This window comes from Plantactinospora sp. CA-294935 (genome assembly GCF_050936445.1).
Classification (GTDB): Bacteria; Actinomycetota; Actinomycetes; order Mycobacteriales; family Micromonosporaceae; genus Plantactinospora.
On record NZ_JBNJMU010000001.1, the window covers coordinates 6,111,897 to 6,130,369 of the forward strand.

15 protein-coding genes are annotated in these 18,473 nt (G+C 70.5%); 5 read left to right on the forward strand and 10 right to left on the reverse strand.

Annotated elements, in window-relative coordinates:
• Positions 1–17 precede the first annotated feature (17 nt).
• Both ACQEVC_RS27040 and ACQEVC_RS27045 read right to left on the reverse strand, forming a co-directional pair.
• On the reverse strand, positions 18–1,532 hold the full coding sequence (locus ACQEVC_RS27040) for an MDR family MFS transporter (RefSeq protein ID WP_432891706.1): 1,515 nt from the start codon (positions 1,530–1,532) through the stop codon (positions 18–20).
• 519 nt (positions 1,533–2,051) lie between these two features.
• A complete protein-coding gene (locus ACQEVC_RS27045; RefSeq protein ID WP_432882732.1) occupies positions 2,052–5,444 on the reverse strand; it encodes a glycosyl hydrolase family 18 protein in 3,393 nt (1,130 codons plus the stop codon).
• A gap of 280 nt (positions 5,445–5,724) precedes the next feature.
• Here ACQEVC_RS27045 and ACQEVC_RS27050 point away from each other — a divergent pair, with 280 nt between their 5' ends.
• Positions 5,725–8,586, forward strand: a complete 2,862-nt coding sequence (locus tag ACQEVC_RS27050; RefSeq protein ID WP_432882734.1) for a helix-turn-helix transcriptional regulator — start codon at positions 5,725–5,727, stop codon at positions 8,584–8,586.
• Between the two features lie 216 nt (positions 8,587–8,802).
• Here ACQEVC_RS27050 and ACQEVC_RS27055 read toward each other — a convergent pair whose 3' ends face one another.
• From ACQEVC_RS27055 to ACQEVC_RS27065, 3 genes are all read right to left on the reverse strand, one after another.
• On the reverse strand, positions 8,803–9,441 hold the full coding sequence (locus tag ACQEVC_RS27055; protein WP_432882736.1) for a TetR/AcrR family transcriptional regulator: 639 nt from the start codon (positions 9,439–9,441) through the stop codon (positions 8,803–8,805).
• A gap of 42 nt (positions 9,442–9,483) precedes the next feature.
• Positions 9,484–10,320 carry a class I SAM-dependent methyltransferase gene (locus tag ACQEVC_RS27060; RefSeq protein ID WP_432882739.1) on the reverse strand — a complete coding sequence of 279 codons (837 nt, stop codon included), beginning with the start codon at positions 10,318–10,320 and terminating at the stop codon, positions 9,484–9,486.
• A gap of 199 nt (positions 10,321–10,519) precedes the next feature.
• Positions 10,520–11,179, reverse strand: coding sequence for a class I SAM-dependent methyltransferase (locus tag ACQEVC_RS27065; RefSeq protein ID WP_432891709.1), 660 nt, complete (start codon positions 11,177–11,179; stop codon positions 10,520–10,522).
• 87 nt (positions 11,180–11,266) lie between these two features.
• On the opposite strand from ACQEVC_RS27065, the gene ACQEVC_RS27070 reads away from it, so the two are divergent.
• Positions 11,267–12,202 (forward strand): AraC family transcriptional regulator, encoded by a 936-nt coding sequence (locus ACQEVC_RS27070; RefSeq protein WP_432882742.1) that lies wholly within the window; start codon positions 11,267–11,269, stop codon positions 12,200–12,202.
• A 214-nt stretch (positions 12,203–12,416) separates the two neighbouring features.
• Positions 12,417–13,148, forward strand: a complete 732-nt coding sequence (locus ACQEVC_RS27075; protein WP_432882745.1) for a tetratricopeptide repeat protein — start codon at positions 12,417–12,419, stop codon at positions 13,146–13,148.
• Positions 13,149–13,285: 137 nt separating this feature from the next.
• Here ACQEVC_RS27075 and ACQEVC_RS27080 read toward each other — a convergent pair whose 3' ends face one another.
• On the reverse strand, positions 13,286–14,047 hold the full coding sequence (locus tag ACQEVC_RS27080) for a methyltransferase domain-containing protein (RefSeq protein WP_432882747.1): 762 nt from the start codon (positions 14,045–14,047) through the stop codon (positions 13,286–13,288).
• An 80-nt stretch (positions 14,048–14,127) separates the two neighbouring features.
• Here ACQEVC_RS27080 and ACQEVC_RS27085 point away from each other — a divergent pair, with 80 nt between their 5' ends.
• Positions 14,128–14,544 (forward strand): MerR family transcriptional regulator, encoded by a 417-nt coding sequence (locus ACQEVC_RS27085; protein ID WP_432882749.1) that lies wholly within the window; start codon positions 14,128–14,130, stop codon positions 14,542–14,544.
• 82 nt (positions 14,545–14,626) lie between these two features.
• Positions 14,627–14,875 (forward strand): RCC1-like domain-containing protein, encoded by a 249-nt coding sequence (locus ACQEVC_RS27090; RefSeq protein WP_432882752.1) that lies wholly within the window; start codon positions 14,627–14,629, stop codon positions 14,873–14,875.
• An 82-nt stretch (positions 14,876–14,957) separates the two neighbouring features.
• On the opposite strand, the gene ACQEVC_RS27095 is transcribed toward ACQEVC_RS27090, so the two are convergent.
• From ACQEVC_RS27095 to ACQEVC_RS27110, 4 genes are all read right to left on the reverse strand, one after another.
• Positions 14,958–15,275: a hypothetical protein gene (locus ACQEVC_RS27095; protein WP_432882755.1), complete on the reverse strand. Its 318-nt coding sequence runs from the start codon at positions 15,273–15,275 to the stop codon at positions 14,958–14,960.
• A 35-nt stretch (positions 15,276–15,310) separates the two neighbouring features.
• Positions 15,311–15,691, reverse strand: coding sequence for a hypothetical protein (locus tag ACQEVC_RS27100; RefSeq protein WP_432882758.1), 381 nt, complete (start codon positions 15,689–15,691; stop codon positions 15,311–15,313).
• 253 nt (positions 15,692–15,944) lie between these two features.
• Complete coding sequence (locus ACQEVC_RS27105) at positions 15,945–17,231, reverse strand: epoxide hydrolase family protein (RefSeq protein WP_432882761.1); 1,287 nt, start codon at positions 17,229–17,231, stop codon at positions 15,945–15,947.
• Positions 17,232–17,421: 190 nt separating this feature from the next.
• A complete protein-coding gene (locus ACQEVC_RS27110; RefSeq protein WP_432882764.1) occupies positions 17,422–18,396 on the reverse strand; it encodes a DUF5937 family protein in 975 nt (324 codons plus the stop codon).
• Positions 18,397–18,473 lie beyond the last annotated feature (77 nt).

The window sequence follows — 18,473 nt, forward strand, 5'->3', positions numbered from 1 at the left end:
CTTGGCTCCGAGGTGAGTCAGTTGCGGCCGGCGGATTCCCGGGCGAGGCGCTCGTCGCCGGTGAGGGTGGACAGCGGCTTCTCCTTGATGAAGACCACCGCGAGGACGGCGAGGAACGCGATCGGCGCGGCGACCAGGAACAGCTCCGAGGTTGCCGTGCCGTAGATGTCGCGGATCACGGCGAGGACCGGTGCGGGAAGTGTCTCGAGGTCGGGTACCTTGGCGCCGCCCGCCATCGCGGCCGCACCGAAGTGGTCGGCGGAGAGCGAGGTCACCCGGGCGGTGAGCACCGCGCCGAGCGCGCTCACCCCGATCGCGCCGCCCATGCTGCGGAAGAACGTGAGCGTCGAGGTGGCCGCGCCGAGTTGCGCGGCGGGTACGTCGTTCTGCGCCGCGAGCACGAGGTTCTGCATGAGCATGCCGACACCGACCCCGAGCAGCAGCATGTACGCCGCCAGCGGCACCGTGCCGGTCCGCACGCCGATCGTGCTCAGCAGCAGGAACCCGCTGGTCATCACGAGCGAGCCCACCACCAGGTACGCCTTCCACCGGCCGAATCGGGTGATGAGTTGTCCGGCGACGGTCGAGGAGACCAGGACGCCGAAGATCATCGGAAGGCTCATCAGGCCGGCCACCGTCGGGGACTTGCCGAGCGCCACCTGGAAGTACTGGGACAGGAAGACCGTGCTGCCGAACATCGCCACGCCGACCAGCGTGCTGGCCACCACGGCGAGGGTGACCGTGCGGTTGCGGAAGAGGCCGAGCGGGACGATCGGGTCCGCGGCTCGCGACTCGGTCCGCACGGCGAGCGCGAGCAGGAGCAGACCGCCGCCGGCGAATGCCGCGCTCTGCCACGAGCCCCATCCGAAATGTTGACCGGCCAGGCTCGACCAGATCAGCAGGGCGCAGACGCCGGCCATGATCAGGAACGCGCCCAGCCAGTCGATGGTGACCGGCCGGCGGAGGACCGGCAGGTGCAGCGTCCTCTGCAGCAGCGCGATCGCGGCCAGGGAGAACGGCACGCCGATGAGGAAACACCAGCGCCAGCCCAGCCACGAGGTGTCCACCAGGATCCCGCCGATCAGTGGGCCGGCGATCGTGGCCACGCCGAACACCGCGCCGAAGACGCCGGAGTAACGGCCCAGCTCACGTGGCGGGATCATCGCGGCCATCACGATCATCGCGAGCGCGCCCATGCCCCCGGCGCCCACCCCCTGCGCGACCCGGCTGATCAGCAGCAGCGTGACGTCCGGCGCGAGGCCGGCGATCAGCGAGCCGACCACGAAGAGACTCAGCGAGATCTGGATCAGCAGCTTCTTGCTGTAGAGGTCGGCCAGCTTGCCCCAGAGCGGCACGGTCGCGGTCATCGACAGCAGCTCGGTGGTGATCACCCAGGTGTAGACCGACTGGGTACCGCCGAGGTCGGCGACGATGCGCGGCAGCGCGTTGGAGACGATCGTCGATGCCAGGATCGTGACGAAGAGGCCGAGCATCAGGCCGGACAACGCCTGGATCACCTCGGTGTGCGACATCCGCGGGGACGGCTCGATCCTCTCGGGCGGATCGTCCGGCGTGGCCGCCGCCGGGGTGCCGGACGAGGCCAGCTCGGAGGGAACGGACATCGATTCTCCTGACGGTCAGGTGTTTCATGGACGCGACGGATCGCGGCCGCGCGGTCACGCGGGCCGGGACGAAGGCGCTGTTGGTACCCGCCCGGTGGCGGGGCTTGATTGCTTCGGGCCGGACTGGGGCCGTGCGGGGTCAGGTCGCCCGCGCCCGTGTCACTCCTCCTGCGCGGTCGCCGTGCGGCCCGATCTTCGGCACCGACATCCGCATTTGTGAGCCCCCCGTTTCCCGCGGACTCCGGCTTCGACCAGCGATTCTGCAGCACGACCTGGGTCTTGCGGCAAGCCCCGGGGTGCGCTATACGTTAAGAAGGGCAAGGAGTGTGCAGTCCTCCTCGCCAGTTCTCCGGACCCGCCCATGAGAGCAAGGCGTCCCTCAAGTAGCTGTGCAGCTTGAGGGACGCCTCACAGATCACAGTGGCGGGGTCAGCCGGCTGGGCCGATCAGCTTCCACGGCTCGTGGTCCGCGTCCACCCCGGTACCCGGGATGTTGCCCTGGGTCCACCACTTGGCCTGCCAGACCATGCCGCCGTACTTCACGGTGGTCTGTTCGATCGGCTGGGTCGCCGGATCGTAGACCTTGCTCGCGTCCCATCCGGGGGCGGAGCAGCCGCCCGCCGGTGGGGCCGTCTGGGATGCCCCCCGGTTGTGTTCCGACTGCAGCGCGAACCGCTGGGTTGCCACCCTGAGCGTGGTGTTCACGGGTCCGGTGGCCGGGAGGTAGTAGATGATCGGGATGTCCAGACTCTTTCCCGACGGGATGATCTGGCAGTAGTCCAGTTTCACGCCGACCCGGTGGAAGTCACCGCTCAGCCCGCTGCCGACGTTGGGGCCGGTGTGCCCCGGCTCCACCTGCCATCTGCCGCCCTGCGGCCCTGTCTGCCAGTTGCCGTCCTTGACCAGGGGCGGGGTGGAGGTGGGCAGGTCGAAGCGGAGTTCGACGTCCTTGCCGCCACCGATCGTGACGCCGGTGTTGTTGGTGATCCGGAGCCTGGGCTGCATCGGCCACAGGTCCGTGGCCGTGGAGCCGTACTCCACCAGGTCGACCGTGACGTCGATCGCCGCCGACGGCATCGTCACGGAGCTGCCCGTGTTGCGGCTGTCGCCGTAGGGGTCCACGCCGGCCAGCCGCTGGTGCAGCTTGTCGGTCATCGTGTAGCCCATGCGGCAGGGGTTCGTGCCGGTCACGCTCGCCGGGCAGTGGTAGTCACCGGCCAGCTCCCACATCATCACACCACCGGCGCCCTTGTCGATCACGTAGTCGGCGACCGCGTCGATGCCTTCCCCGTCCATCGTGGACAGGAACACGTCCTTGCTGTCGTTCCACAACCAGGACGTCTTCGTGGTGTCGTCCCAGTGCCGGACGTACTGCCCCTTGATCTCGTCGGACGGGTCGTCGTCCGGAGTCAGGCCCACGTTGTCCGCGTACCCCGGCATGACGTTCCGCTCCAGGTTCTCGGCGTGCCACATGGGGCTGACGCCGGCACCCAACTCCTCGCCCTCGGCGGTCTTGTCGTGCCAGATGTTGTCGATGCCGACGGCGCCGTTGCCGCACGGCCGGACGAGGCCGGTGCCGGGTGCGCAGTCGGTCCCCTCTGACGTCCCCCACAGCCCGGATTCGCCACCGTCGACGCCCCGCCAGCCCCGGGTGTAATACGGGATACCGATGTTGATCCGCCCCGCCTGCATCGCACCGCGCAGGTAGTGGAATGCCCAGTCGGTGTTGAAGTAGCCGATGCCGTCGTACTCCGGGGTCTCGTAGAGGTCCTTCAGCTCCACGTCCCTGCCGTCGTCGTAGAGCGGGGCGTTGGGTCCGACCACGTCGTTCCAGGTGCCGTGGAAGTCGTACGACATCAGGTTGGTGAAGTCCTGGTACCGCAGCGCCTTCTGGTTGGCCATGCCGCGCACCAGGTAGCCCGACGCCGACGATGCGGAGGTCAACAGGTAGTACCTGTCGTCCGTGGCGGCGGCCCGGTCCAGCTTCTCACGCAGCGTCTTCATCAGCGCGGTGTAGCTGGCCGGCAGTCCCGGCCGCCGGGACCGCGCCGCGTCCCAGTCGTTCGGGTTGCCGGTCTGGTCCAGCATGGTCGGGTACTCGTAGTCGATGTCCACCCCGTCGAAGCTGTACCGGCGCAGGAAGTCCACCACGGAGTCCGCGAAGGTGTTGATCCCGCCCTGGTTGACCGTGCCGTCGGCGTTGGTGGTCATCGCGTAGAAGCCGCGTGACTCGGCCCAGCCGCCGACCGAGATCAGCGTCTTGACCCGGGGGTGCAGTCCCTTGTACTTGGTCAGCAGGTTGAAGTGCCCCTGGTACGGCAGGCCGGGGTCCATCTCGGCGCCCCGCATGCCGGGCCACGTCATGCCGATGGCCGGGTTGTCCGGGCCGGCGGCGCCCACGGATATCCGGTTGTTCTCGATGTGCGCGAAGGCGTAGTTGAGGTGCGTCACCTTCGACCATGGGATGTTCTTGACCAGGTAGTGCGGCGTGCCGTCGGCGCCGGTGCGGCCACCGTTGAAGTAGCCGATCACCCGCCGGGACCGGCCCTGGCCGAGCCATTCCCGGCCAGCGGAGTCGTAGACGTCGCAGTACGGGGTCTCCACGCCCGCGGTCGGCGGCAGGCCGTCAGGTCGGCAGGTGTGGTGGGCGCCGGTCGGCGGCTTGGTGCCGCCGTCGTCGCCACCGGCGTGCGCCTCCATCGGGTCGCCCACCCCGCCGTTGAGCTCGGAGGGGTCGGGCGGGGTGACCCCGTTGTACGCGTTCCAGGTGTAGTCGAGGTCGGCGGAGTCGGGCTTGCCCGGCCAGTTGAAGTAGTTGTGGACGAGCTCAGCCGGGTTGGTGGCCAGATACCCCCTGCCCGGGACGTCATCGGCGTCGTCCCAGGCCCACGCCGGGTTGGCGGCGTCGGTAGGGCAGTCGCCGTCCGCCGGTCCTGCCACCCCGCCTTCGCCGCAGACGGCGCCGTGCGGGTTGCCGCCGTCGTCGCCGGCGAAATTGTTCGGCGTGGCGAACAACGTTGTCAGGTTGCGGTTGTCCCACATGCCGCCCGGGGCGAAGATGTCGGTCAGGGTGTACTGCACGTCCCGGTCGTTCGGCCCGTCGGGCACCTCGGCGGTGGAGCCGGGGTAGTAGAGGATGCCGTCGCCGTTCCGGTACTGGTCTCCGAGGTCGGGGGAGGGCTTCCGCTCAGCACCCATGGCCCACGCGGCGTGCGTGCCGGCCTGCTGGGCCGTCCACGGGCGCTGGTGATCGTCGTCGTCGTGCGGACTGCTCGTCATCGCGATCACACCGTCGACGTCCTCCCCGCCGCTGGCGAAGTCGCTGCCGTCGGGTACCCAGGAGTAGAAGTCGCTGTGCGACACGGTGATGGCGGCCTTGAGCCTGCCGTGCGCGGTGCCGTCGTTGGCCACGACGAGCAGGGCGCCTTCGGCGTCGTTCTCGTGCTCGGTCGCGTCCTCCTCGTAGTCGTCGAGAGCGGCGTCCGCCCAGTCGCGGGGGTGGAAGAACATGTAGATCAGGTAGGAGAAGCTCGGCGTCTGGACCACCGAGTAGTACACCTGGGCCGCCAGCGGGTGCTCGCTGGCGTTCTCCCAGTTGTTGCGGCCGTTGAGGTCGCCGTCGAAGTCGTACGACGTGATGTAGTCGGACTCGCCACCGAATGAGGTCTCGCCGCTGGTGTCGACGTCCTGGAAGTGCACCGGGGCCCACCACCGGGCGAGTTCGGCCCGCTCCGCCGCCGTGGACGGAATTGTCGTCGCGGCTGCGGCGGGACGGGCCAGACCGACGGGGACGGACACGGCCAGTAGGGCGAGGACGAGCATTACCGCCAGAATTCTCGGAATTGACTGCACACGGTGGGGAAATGTCGCCATCGTTTCGACCGACCGCCCGCTGCTGCTCAACATTTGAGAATCGTGCCAGCAGCAGCACGGGTCAGACATCGGCACGGTGACGCCACTGGTCGGCCGAAACCTCGACCGGTCTGATAAGCCCATACGTCAGATGACGCACCCGTCCTCAGTCAGGATCAAGGAGTCTCCCACGTCCGTGCTCCCGACAAGAGGGACGCCTTGATCATGAGTGAGGCGCTATCGTATCGAAGTGATTCCCGTCGATCGACCGAATGTCTGGGTTGGGCGCGACGAGGAACTGGCGGTCCTCGGCGCCGCAGTCGAGGGCCTGGGGCGCGGTGCAGGCTCGGTGGTGTGGGTGGAGGGTGAGGCCGGCATCGGCAAGTCCTCCATGGTGGCGGCGGCGCTGGGCGCCGCCCGCGACAGCGGACACGAGGTGCTGTGGGGCACGGCGGATCAGCTCTCCCAGCGCTTCCCGTTGGGCGTGATGGTGGATTGCCTGCAGGTCCGGACAGGCTCGCCGGATCCCCGTCGGGCGGGTATCGCGAAATTCCTCCGGGACCGGCGACCGGGACTGTTCGAGGCGGACGACATCGCGCACACCGCGGTCGAGATGCTCGTGTCGCTGGTGGACGAGATGTGCACGGCGGCCGCCACCGTCCTGGTCGTGGACGACGTGCAGTGGGCGGACGAGGCGTCGTTGCTGGTGTGGCACCGGCTGGCCATCGCGGCCGAGCAGCTTCCGCTGCTGCTGGTCGGTGTGTGCCGGATGGGGCCCGGCCGGCAGGAGGTGCGGGAGTTGCGGGCGGCCGCCGGGCGCCGCGGCACCGTGATCTCGCTCGGCGCGCTGCCGGATACCGACGTCGCGGCCCTGGTGGCCGGCCTGATCGGCGTGCTGCCAGGACCGGGCCTGACCCGGTTGACCGCACGGGCCATGGGCAACCCGCTCTACGTACGCGAACTGGTGGACGCGCTGGTCCGGGAGCAGCTCGTCGGGCTTTCCGGCGACGTACCGGAGACCGTGCTCGACCGCATTCCGCCCTCGTACGCGGCCGCGCTGAGCGACCGGCTCGGCGCCCTCCCCGCGCAGACCGCACGGATACTGCGCACCGCGTCCCTGCTCGGTGGCGAGTTCACGGTCACGGAGCTGGCGGCGGTGCTGGGGGTACCCGCCTCGGAGCTGGCCGCGGGCGTGCAGGACGCGGTCGTGTCCGGGCTGCTCGTCGGCGTGGGCCGGGAGCTGGCGTTCCGGCACCCGTTGATCCGGCAGGCTCTCTACGAGGGCATGCCCACCGCGTTGCGATCGGCGCTGCACGGCGAGGCGGCCCAGGCGCTGGCGGCAGCCGGTGCCGACCCGCTGCGGGTGGCGCAGCAGCTACTCGCGTCGGATCATCCCGGCCGCGACTGGGCGCGCGGCTGGCTCGTCGGGGCCGCTCCGGCCCTGGCCGCGCGGGCCCCCGGCATCGCGGTCGACCTTCTCCAGCGAGCGCTCGACCCGGCGCTGCCCAACCAAAGTGACCGGCAGACCCTGCTCGTCGGCCTCGCCCGCACGCTGCTCCGGATGGGCCGGCACGTGGATGCTGCGGCACGCGCTCGGCAGGCGTTGGCGATCACGGTCGAGCCGCAGCACCGCGCCGAGATGCACTGGGTGCTGGCCCGGGCGCTGTTCAGCGCGGGCGACAACGACGAAGCCGTGACCGCCGTCCGGCGCGCGCTCGCCTGGCCGGAGCAGCCCGACCGGTGGCGGGCTCGGCTGCTTGCGTCGCTCGCAATGTTCCAACGCGCGAGCACCGGCGACCTCGACGCCGCCGACGCCACCGCCCGGCAGGCTCTGGACGTGGGCGAGAAGGCGGCCGACCCGCTCTCGATGGGCTACGCGTTGATCGATCTCTGGTTGAGCCACTCCGTCCGGCGGGACCACGCCGCCGCGCTGCACTACGTCGATCGCGCCCTGGAAGTGCTGGCGGAGGACCCAGAGCACGCGAACCTGCGAACGTACGCGCTCGACGCCCGGACCTTCACCCTGCAGAACCTCGACCGCTGGCCAGAGGCTGAGGCCGCCCTTCGGCGCGGTCGGGCGCTGACCCCGCATACGAACGATTCCGGCCAGGTGACCTCGGCGCTGACCGCGGCCGTGCTGCTCTACTGGCTGGGCCAGTGGGACGACGCGATGGCCGCGCTGGCCCCGGTCGACCTGGACGCCACCACACTCACGTACTCCGGTCTGCGCGAGCGCGGGCCGATGCTGCTGTGGCACGGTGTTGCCGCGATGATCACCGGTCGGCGGGCCGAGCGGTCGGCGGCGGACGAGCACCTGCGCGCCGGACTGGACCTCCCCGTCGTGACGATCTCGGACCGGGAGAACTCCGACTTCCTGCTCGCCGGGCACGCGCTCGCCGCCGAGCAGGACGGGAAACCGGGCACCGCCCTGTCGATCCTGTCGGGCATGCTGACCCGGCGGCCCGGTGAGATGACGCTGGCCCACCAGTGGCTGCCAGACCTGGTACGGATCGCACTGGAGGTCGGCGACCACGCGGCCGCGGCGGCCGCGCTGCGCGCCTGCGAGTCCGAGGCCGCGGCGGAGGACCCGCCGGCACGGGCGTCCGCCGCCAGCCACCGCTGTCGGGGACTGTTCGACCGGGACCCCGCGCCGCTGCGCGCGGCCGCCGCACATTACCGGGCGGTCGGACCGCCGGTGCCGCTGGCCGGCACCCTGGAGGATCTCGCCGACGTGCTCGCCGGCCGCGGCGACGCGGCCGAGGCGCGGCTCGTCCTCAACGAGGCGGTCGACCTCTACGACGGCTTCGGCGCCGCCTGGGACATCCGCCGCGCGGAGAGCCGGCTACGCCGGCACGGCATCCGGCGAGGCATCCGAGGGGTACGTCCACCTCGCCCCACCGCGGGCTGGGAGGCACTCACCCCGACCGAGCGCCGGGTGGCCGCCATGATCGCCGAAGGCCGTTCGACACCGGTCATCGCGCAGGACATGTACCTGTCCCGGCGCACCGTGCAGACGCACGTCTCGCACATCCTCGGCAAGCTCGGCATGCGCAGCCGACTGGAGATCGCCCGCGAGGTACTGCGCCGCGAAGCCGACGCCGTCCAGCACTGAACCCAGCCAGGCTCCGGCCGTGTTCGGTGTCCCCCGGTTACGCACCCGCAGCGACCGGCGACGTCGCGACGGAGCCCGCAGCGTGCACGGCCCGGGCCTTCGCGCGCTCGTCCGCCGACGGCTGACGTCGGCGACCGGCGTGTGCTCGGTCGTCGACGGCATGCCGAAGCCGAAACGCTGCACCGCCGCAGTCGGGTGAGTTCGGTGGGCTGGACTTCAGCCCGGTCCGGAGGTGCTTCCTCCGTGCCCGATTCCGGCCAGCACGGTGGTGACGATGGATTCGACCGAAGGTGGCTCCGCGGTTGCCGCCCGGTGCCGGAACAACCCCGGTAGCACTGTCTCGTGACAGGCCCCCACGATCATCGCGGCGGCGGCGTCGAGTTGGGCGTCCGCGGCGAGCCGGCCCAGGTCTCTTTCCGCGTGCAGGTAACGGGCCAACCGATCGCGCCAGTCCTCGCCGTGCCCGTCCAGCTCCGCGAACTTGGCGAGGACCGTGGGCTGGGCGAGCAAGCCGGCGAACGCGGGCAGGATCGCCCGGTGCAGCGCCAGGCCGTAGCCGAGGTAGCCGCGCAGGTTGGCTTCGACGGTGTCGGTACCGGGTTCGGGGAGGTCACCCAGCCCTCGTTCGACGGTGCGGACATGCGCGCGTAGGGCGTTGGCCAGTAACTCCTCCTTGTCGGCGAAGTAGTTGTAGAGCACCCCGTCGGCGACACCCGCCTGCCGAGCGATCGCCCGCACGGTGAGTCCCGCCGTACCCTGGGTGGAGATCATGCGTTCGGTGATGGCGATCAGATGCTCACGCAGGCTTCGCCCATCGTCGCTGTGGCGCAGCGCTGCCGCGTTTCTCGGTGACATCCGGCCTCGTCGTGGTCAGTCGAACCAATCGGGCGGGAGATGTTACGGGGTGGCGGCGGTGACCAGCCACGCCGTGCCGCGCAGCCGGACGGCCTCGGCCTGGGCGAAGGAGCCCAGCGCGGTGGTGAGCGCGTCCCGGGCGTGCGCCGCGGCCTCGGGGTCGACCTGCGTCATGTGGTACCTGACCGGTCCCCAGCCGGTGAGGAACTCGACCGCGTCGGGGACATCCCGACCCCAGATCTGGTCCGCTTCGACGCGCATGCAGGTGATCTCCTGGAATCCGGCGTCAGTCAGCAGGCGGCGGATCCGCGCGGGATCGGCCAACGACGTGGGTCCGCTGCCATCCGCGCCGGTCGGGCGCGGCAGGTACGGGGCCATCGCGTCGAGCACGGTGCCCAGGTCGGTGCCGGTGAGTTCGGTCAGGGACACGAACCCGAGCCGGCCCGCCGGGCGCAGCGCGCGACGGATGTTGGCGAAGGCGGCGACGGGGTCGGCGAAGAACATCACCCCGAACCGGCTGACCGCGACGTCGAAGGCGCCCTCCTGGAACGGGTGGACCTGCACGTCACCCTGCTCGAAGGTGACGTTGGGGACGAACTCGGCCGCCGCGCGGGCCCGCGCCCTGGCGAGCATGGGCGCTGACAGGTCGACACCGGTTGCGTGCCCGTGCGGGGCTCGACCGGCCGCCAACCGGGTCAGTTGACCGTTCCCACAGCCGATGTCGAGTATCCGATCCCGCTCGCCGATCCCGGCCGCCTCGAGCAGGTACTCGTTGAAGCCGCTGTTCACCGCGTCGTAGCGGTCGTCGTGGGTCGCCCAGTGCTCGCCCTCGTAGCCGTTCCACGCCTGCGCCTGGGCGGTGTTGACGATGCCTGCCACCGGTACCTCCCCGTCATCGATATGAACGGTTGTTCATGAACGCAGGTTCAGAATGACCCGTCGGGGAGCACGCGTCAACGCGGCGGGCCGTTCCAACTGACCGATACTGCCGCCGGGCGTGCCGACACCGCGATCCGGCGATCGCGCCGACCGGTTGGCGGCCAAGGGGTGGAACTGTCGACCCGGAGGACGGCCAGCCCTACCCCGCTCTGCCTGCTGCGGCGCGGTAGAACACGACGCCGCCGAGCCGGCTCCTCCCACGACCGTTTTCCGTGACACCGGTCAGGCCGGCATCGGTCAGCGCGGCCAACACCCGCTCGGGGAGGCTGCCCGCCAGCCGCGGATCGCGGTGGGCCCGGCCCGCTCGCCGCCCGGACGGCGTGCCGTCGATGTCGACCAGGTGCAGTTCACCGCCGGGACGCAGCACCCGTCCGACTTCACGCAGCGCGCGCGTCCGATCGTCCTCGTCGAGGTGGTGCAGCATGAACGCGGACAGCACCCGGTCGAAGCTGTCGTCGGGCAACGGCAGCGCGCCGGCGAAGGCGCGCTCGTACCGGATCGGGAGCTTGGCCCGGGCCGCCTTGCGGCGGGCCCGGCGCAGCACGGCCGGGTCCGGGTCGATGCCCAGCGCGTCGACGTCCAGGCGCCGACGCCCGAGCGCCCGCAGCAGGTTGCCGGTGCCGCAGCCGATCTCCAGGATCCGCTGGCCGGGTCGGAGGTCCGCGAGGTCCAGAAGCTGTTCGTGAACGCGTCCGACGCCCACGAGGCGGGCGAACGGATCGTAGAGGGGCAGCAGCCAGCGCTTGCCCATGGCGGGCAGGTAGTGCTGCTCGCGACTGGCGTCGGCCGGTCCGGTCATGTCACGCTCCGATATCCGATGAAGTTTGGTCGCACCCTCAGCCTCATTCGGCCCGGGGACGTGGACAATGGCGGAAATATGGCTGAGATGCGACAAAGTTTGGTTCCGGGGTCCCGCCCTGTCGGGGTGACCGGCCAGGGCGTACCGGTCATCGGCTTCGGCCACGTGCCCGGCGTTGCCCCGGTCGCGGTGGCCCGGGTCCCCGAGAGCCTGCCGGTCGGCCCTGCCGGCGGCGGCGCGCACACGCACGACTTCCTGGCGCTCTTCTACGCGCATCGTGCCGACGGGGTGGTGTTGATCGACGGCCGGAGATGGACGGTGACCGACGGCGACGTGTTCGTCATCGCACCGGGGCAGGTCGTCTCGCTCCGTGACCCGCACGAGGAGGTCGCCACCGACGGCTGGGTGGTGTGGTTTCCCGCCGACGTCGTGCGGCCCGGGATGTCCGGGGCCTACTCGTCGTGGCGGGCGCACCCGTTGCTCTTCCCGTTCGCGCAGGGCACCGATCGGGCGCAGCGGCTGCGCATCCCAGCGGCCGACCGCGCGGGGTGGGTCGAGCGCTTCGCCGCGCTCGATGCCGAGCTACGGGCCCGGCGCGACGGCCACCAGGAGGCCGCCCTCGCCCACCTGACCCTGTTGCTCGTGGCTGCGGCTCGGCTGTCGACCGGCGTCGCCGACCAGTTGCGGTCCTCGGACGAGCCGCTGCTCGCGGCCGTCTTCGACGCCATCGAGCAGCGCTACCACGAGGGCATCTCGCTCGCCGACGTCGCCGCCGAACTCGCGCTCACCACCGGCCACCTCACCACCGTGGTACGCCGCAAGACCGGCCGGACCGTTCAGCAGTGGATCGCGCAGCGCCGCATGCAGCAGGCGCGTCTACTGCTCACCGAGACCGATTTGACCGTGGCGGCGATCAGCCGTCGGGTCGGCTATCCCGACGTCAGCTACTTCGTCAAACGCTTCCGCGCCGACCACGGGGTGACCCCGGGGCAGTGGCGCGACACCGCCCTTCCCACCCGGTGAAACACTCCACGGTGACATTTGTCCAAGACTGAACCTTTTTCAACCTGGACCGCGCGGCGCTCACACACCGCGTCCGACCTTACGGTCCGCCGGACCGTAAGGGGAGGTTGAAAACCGCGCCGCTCCAGCAGTTGCAGAGGTCGAACAGTGGTTCAGAGGTCGAGCGCCGGACCTTTCCTGAGCGCGCCGGGAAAATATGTGGGAGATACGAGTCATGAACTTCAGCGCGGACGTGCGTGCGGCCTTCCGGCGTGGTGAGAGCGATGCCGTGGTGCGGATGAGCGAGGCCGAGATCGAGCGGGCCCGGGCGGCCGGCGACCCGGCGGGCGAGGTGGAGGCCCGGTACAGCCTGGCGCGGGTGGCCATCCGCGGCGGTGACCTGCCGGGCGGGGAGGCTCGGGCTCGGGAGGCGCTCGCGGTCGCGGTGCGTTCCGGTGACCGGAGCCTTGAGGAACGGCCGAGGCACGTACTGGCAGCCGTGGCCCGGATGTCCGGCGACCTGCTCCGTGCGCGGGAGCTGTACCTGGAGAGCATCGCCCTCAACGAGGCGCTCGGCCAGCCCAGGATGGTGAACTCGGAATATCACAACCTCGCCTTCTGCGAGCTGGGTCTGGGCAATCTCGACGTGGCGAGAGAGCTGTTCGCCGAGGGCCGTGAGCGGGTGTTCCGCAACGGCTGGGCCGACTTCGTGCCGTACGTCTGCGTGGCGGGCGCCGCGCTCGCCTCGGTCGAGGGCGATCACGCGCGGACAGCGCGGATGATCGGCGTCGCCGACGCCGCGTTCGCGTCGCTCGGCCAGGTACCGGATCCCGACGACGCGGCCGACCTGGCCAAGGCCCGCGCCGCCGCGACCGAGGCGCTCGGACCGGCCGCCTTCACCGAGGAGTACGCACGAGGTCAGCTCCTCGACCCGGCCGCGGCCTTCACCGACGACCGCGAGGAGTGAGGGGAGGTGGCGAAGTATTGATGGCGCTGACCTCCTACGATCTGGTCGGTGACGGCGGACGAGCTGGCTCGCCCGTACCGACACCTCCCGGAGTTCACCGCTCGGCGGCGGGGACGTAGCGCCCGACGTGTGTGAGGTCAGCGGGTGGCGGAGGCCAGGAACATCGGGATGGCGACCAGCAGCCGTCCGTCCCGGGCGCGCTGGGTCTGCTCGTCGACCCAGTGCTCGGCCTGGTCGTCGCTGATGGCACCCGTCCTGCGTGCGGCGGTGGCATGTCCGGTGAGGATCGGCAGCATCGTGGTCTCGGTGAACACCGAGGTGTGAACCTCGATTTCGACGTTCTGGAAGCCCGTGTCGAGAAGCAGGGCACGGTAGGCGCGTGCGATGCGGGGGTGGGGGAGGGTGTCGGCGCGGGCGTGCACGATGCGGCGGGTCAGTGTGGGCTGGTCGGAGTCGATCACCAGGGTGTCCCAGTCCTGGCCGAGCAGGACGATCCGCCCATCGGGGGCGAGGACCCGGCGGGCTTCGGCCAGCGCGGCGTGCGGGTCAGGCAGGACGTGGTAGACCTTGTCCGCCCGGTATCCGCGCACCTGCCCGTCCGGCAGCGGCAGGTCGGCGGCGTCCGCGGCGCGTACGTCGATGTCGGGGAACCGGGTGTGGGCGGCGGTCAGCATCGCCGGATCCGGGTCCACGCCGATCGCGGTGGCGCCCTGTCTGGTCAGTTCGGCGACGGCCCGTCCGGTGCCGCAGCCGACGTCGACCACGGTCGCGCCTGGCGCCAGCCGCAGCAATTCATAGGTACGCGCGCGGAGCTGGGCGGCACCGGGCATGGCGTCGGCGGCGTCGAGTACCCGGATCAGAGTGTCGGTGTCGGTGTAGGCGGTGTGCGTGTCGGCCATGGCCCGAGTCTGCGAGTTCAGGTTGACCTGAAGTCAACCCGGCTCTTGTTAAGGTGCACCTGAACTGGGGTGGTGGTGGGGTGGAATACAGGATCGGCGAGTTGGCGGCCCGGTTCGGACTGGCCACGCACGTGCTGCGGCACTGGGAGGAGATGGGCTTGCTGTCCCCGGCCCGGCGGGTGGCCGGCCGGCGGGTGTACGGACCGGCGCACGTGACCCGGGTGGCGGAGATCCTGCTGGGCAAGGATGCCGGCTTCAGCCTCGAGCAGTTGCGGGAACTGTTCACCGCCCCGGACCGCGACCGACGGCGGGAGGTGCTGCGCGGCCAATTGGCCCAGGTGCGGGCCCGGATGGCCCGGCTGGCGCTGTCGCAGACGCTGTTGGAGCACGGGTTGCGCTGCCGGCACCCCGATTACCAGTCCTGTCCGCGGTTCCAGGCGATGGTGCTGGCCCGGCTGGACGGCGTGGACCTGGCCGAGTCCCTTGACCACCCCTGACCCTGCTGGCTGCGATGGGAGGACGTGCCGGTCCGGTGGATCGGTAGCCGCCCGGCCGTGCGCGTGCGGTCAGAGGTGCACGATGCCCCAGGTGCGCTCATCCGGGCCGACCAGAACAGTCATACCGGACCGGCTCACGGTCCGATTCGCTCACCAGGCCATTCTATGGAGCGTGGCGGACACCTCCACCGGTCAGGCCTATATCTGGGGCAACAACGCCTACGGCCAGTTGGGCAACGGCGGTAACGTCGACTGCAGCGCCCGGCACAGACCGTGCGTTGCCGGGCTGCGGAACGGGACGGCGAGGAGCCGGGGCTACCCGGCCCGGTAGCGGGCGATCGACCCGGCGGCGGCCTCGTCGTCCTCGTAGTAGCGCATGAAACGCTCGACGGAGCCACCGGTCTCCAACATGCTCAGTCCGATGGCCCGGACCTTGCGTGCCAGGTCGGGTCGTCTGGTCCACCGGCGTCGTCCGGGATGTCGAGGATGGCCGCCATCACGGGGGCGACTGCTGGATCGTGGTTGCCGGAAACTGCCCGGATCAGGTGGGCACGTTGTGTCCAGTCGTCCAGCGAGGGGTACGCCTCGACCAGAGCCTTGAGCAGGTTCTCACCGAACGGTTGCCGCAACCGCTCCACCGCGCCGCGGTCGCCGGCACGGATCGCCGCCAGCAGGGCATGCAGCAGGCTGGCGTCGCTGATGTCGTACTGCCGGGCCTCGACGGTCTCCACCCGGTGCTCCCCATCGACAACGGCCAGTACGGTGGTCAGTTCAAGTACCACAGCCGGTCGGCGTACATGTCCTGTTCGATCGCCCCGGCGAGATCGCCCTTCCCGTGCTCGCGGAGGCGGTCGGCGGCGTGCCGCAGGTAGTCGCGGGTGCCGGCGACCACCGTCCTGCCACCCGGAGACTGCCGCCGTGGCAACGTGTACTCGCCGGCCAGCGCGGTGACCACGAGCAGCTGCGGGCCGTCGTCGTCCGGCACCCGCCACACCGCGTCAAGCTCGTCGGGCTCGGTCGGCTCGCCGTCCCCGCCCCGGAGAGGTACCGCTCCCGGAAACACCTGTTGTACGTAGCTCCTGGCGCACAGCCGGGCGATCGTCCGGTCCGCCTCCCACACCGTGCGGGCCGCCGCCTCGCGATCCATCCGCCGTCAAAGCTCAGCCACGGGTCCGGGCACCAGCCCGACACGCTACCGCTGCGGCACCACGGGGCAGAAGGCCGCGTACCGCACCCGGAACCGAGCGCCCAGCACCCGGGCGACCAGGGTGTCCCCGTCGCGGGATGCCGCCGCGGGGCGGTACGGACGCCCACCCCGCGACGGTCGTTACCCGGTCAGCCGGCCGGTCGTCGGCCGACTGACCGGGGATGCTCAGCCGCCCGATGCCGTACCCGGTGGGTCAACGAACCAGGCGAGCGAACCTCCGCAACTCCTCGGTGAGGATTTCCGGTTGCTCGAACGCGGCGAAATGGCCGCCCCGGGTGACCGTGTTGAAGTAGACGAGATTGGACTCGTAGACGCGTTCGGCCCAGACTCTCGGAGTGGGGATGATCTCGTGGGGAAAGACCGTGAATCCGACCGGGACCGTGAAGTCGTCGGCCGTGCCGGCGGCCCGCGCGTCCTCCCAGTAGATCCGCGCCGAGGAGGCGGCGGTGCCAGGCAGCCAGTACAGCATGATGTCGTCGAGCATCCGGTCGACACCGAGGACCCGTTCGGGATTGCCGTCGCTGTCGGTCCACTCCATGAACTTCTCGTAGATCCACGCCGCCTGCCCCACCGGGGAGTCGGTCAACGCGTACCCCAGCGTCTGGGGGCGGGTGGACTGCTGGTAGATGAAGCCGGCGCCGTCGTCGAAGAACCGCCGCAGCTTGTCCAGCGCCTCCTGCTCCGGGGGCGTCGGCGGGTCGCTGACCGGCGGCTGGAAAACGGGGAAGAAGTTGAGGTGGATCCCGGCGAGTCCGGCGGGCCCGAGCTTGGCGAGTTCATGCGTTACGGAGCCGCCCAGGTCGCCGCCCTGAGCGAGCCAGCGACGGTAGCCGAGCCGGGACATGAGTTCCGCCCAGGCTTTCGCGATCCGCTGGATGTTCCACCCGGTCGTGCCCGGCTTGTCGGAGAATCCGAAGCCCGGTAGGGACGGCACCACGACATGGAACGCGTCCGCGGCGCTTCCGCCGAACGCCGTCGGATCGGTCAACGGCCCGATCATGTCGAGGAACTCCACCACCGAACCCGGCCAGCCGTGGGTCAGCACCACCGGTACGGCGCTGGCGTGCCGGGAGCGTACGTGCAGAAAGTGGATCCCCAACCCGTCGATCTGGGTGCGGAACTGGCCGAACCCGTTCAGCCGTGCCTCGACCCGACGCCAGTCGTACCGGGTCCGCCAGTGCTCGACCAGGGCGCGTACCCGCTCCAGCGGCACCCCCTGGGATCCGTCGGGAACAGTCGCCCGCTCCGGAAACCGGGTCGCCGCCAACCGCCGCTGCAGATCGCGCAGCGCGCTGTCCGACACCGACAACCGGAACGGTGTCACGTCGGTTGTGGCCGCCGGCAACGTCGCCCCGGGCTCGGCAGCCGCCGGGGATGCCGCTGTGCCCACCAGCCCGAGCGGGCCGGCGACAGCGCCGACCGTCGCGGCCGCCCGCAAGGCCGTGCGACGGGTCAGGCCACGGGTATCTTCGTTCCGCACGATTCCAGCCTTCCTTGTTCGAGTGATCGGCAAGGACGACGGTCTGCGGTGATGGTCGGGATGAACGTCCGACTGCGACTCGACCGGGCACCGTAGCGCGTCGAATGCCTGCGTCCGCTCACCGTGGCAGCCCTGCCCGGAGGTCACCAACGATTCGATGGGGTTGGAATCCGGCGTCGCCGTCGGCACCTCAGCCGGGATCCGGCCAGCTCCGCTCGAACCCGGAACCACCGGCCGTGACCAGTACGCTGGCCAGCGGCGTTCGCCGGTACAACACCCGGCGCCCGGACCGCCACGACGTCACCAGGCCGTTGCGGCGCAGCACCGACAGGTGGAAGCTGACCGACGGTGCGCTCTGACCGAGTTCACGGGCGAGGTCGGTGGTCGATTTCGGCAGCGTGAGACAGCTCAGGATCGCCGCGCGGCTGTGACCCAGCAGCGCACCCAGCGCGTCGTCGTCATAGTCGGCGTCCCGGGAATCGCCTCCCCACAGGGTGCCGACTCCGCGACAGGCATAGATGAGGCTCGCCGGTCGGTCGGGACTCTTGTCCACCACCAGGTTCGGCCACGCGAAGACCGACGGCACCAGCAGGAGCCCGTCACCGGCCAGGTCGTGTTCCACCGAGTGCCGGGGCTTGTCGATGCGCAGGATGTCACCCCGCACGCTGATCTCCGGGTGCAGGCTCGACAGCAGCGCGTCGACGCCACCGCCGGTCAGCCGACCAGCCCGGTACGCGACATCGTCCTCCAGCACCGCGCGTAGCTCCCGCCAGTGCGGTTCGAGCGCCACCGACCAGTACCGCCACAGCTCGTCGGCCAACCGTCGCGCGCCGGCCGCCCCTTCGGCAACCAATGCCTGGGCCGGCGCCGGCATGGGTTCCCGCTCCCACACCGCCGCCAGGTCGGCACGGATTTCCGCCACGGGCGACTCGGCAACCAGCGTTAGCTGGTCGTCGATGGTGCCGGCATCGGTGGCCGCGACGAACAGGAAGTCCGCCACGTACGCGCTCGCCGGCACCACCGCGCCCAACAGCGCCATGTCCACCCCACGGAGGCCGTCCCGCGTCGCCGCCAGCCAGCCCTGGTGCAGCGGCGCAACCCGTCCCGACGACAGTTGGTACAGGCTCTCGATCACCTCGGCGAGCGGCGAGAGCGTAAACCGCATTCTGGCCACGTCAGCCAGACCCATCCGCAGCCGGATCACACCGCCAGCCTAGGCGCTCCGGATGCTGGAAGAGCGGC

Coding starts and splice junctions, on each gene's coding strand:
- ACQEVC_RS27070 (WP_432882742.1), top strand. CDS start 11,267: ATGCGACAAAGTTTGGTTCCGGGGTCCCGCCCTGTCGGGGTGACCGGC.
- ACQEVC_RS27065 (WP_432891709.1), bottom strand. CDS start 11,179: ATGACCGGACCGGCCGACGCCAGTCGCGAGCAGCACTACCTGCCCGCC.
- ACQEVC_RS27040 (WP_432891706.1), bottom strand. CDS start 1,532: ATGTCGCACACCGAGGTGATCCAGGCGTTGTCCGGCCTGATGCTCGGC.
- ACQEVC_RS27075 (WP_432882745.1), top strand. CDS start 12,417: ATGAACTTCAGCGCGGACGTGCGTGCGGCCTTCCGGCGTGGTGAGAGC.
- ACQEVC_RS27055 (WP_432882736.1), bottom strand. CDS start 9,441: ATGTCACCGAGAAACGCGGCAGCGCTGCGCCACAGCGACGATGGGCGA.
- ACQEVC_RS27100 (WP_432882758.1), bottom strand. CDS start 15,691: ATGGATCGCGAGGCGGCGGCCCGCACGGTGTGGGAGGCGGACCGGACG.
- ACQEVC_RS27090 (WP_432882752.1), top strand. CDS start 14,627: ATGCCCCAGGTGCGCTCATCCGGGCCGACCAGAACAGTCATACCGGAC.
- ACQEVC_RS27045 (WP_432882732.1), bottom strand. CDS start 5,444: ATGCTCGTCCTCGCCCTACTGGCCGTGTCCGTCCCCGTCGGTCTGGCC.
- ACQEVC_RS27080 (WP_432882747.1), bottom strand. CDS start 14,047: ATGGCCGACACGCACACCGCCTACACCGACACCGACACTCTGATCCGG.
- ACQEVC_RS27110 (WP_432882764.1), bottom strand. CDS start 18,396: ATGCGGTTTACGCTCTCGCCGCTCGCCGAGGTGATCGAGAGCCTGTAC.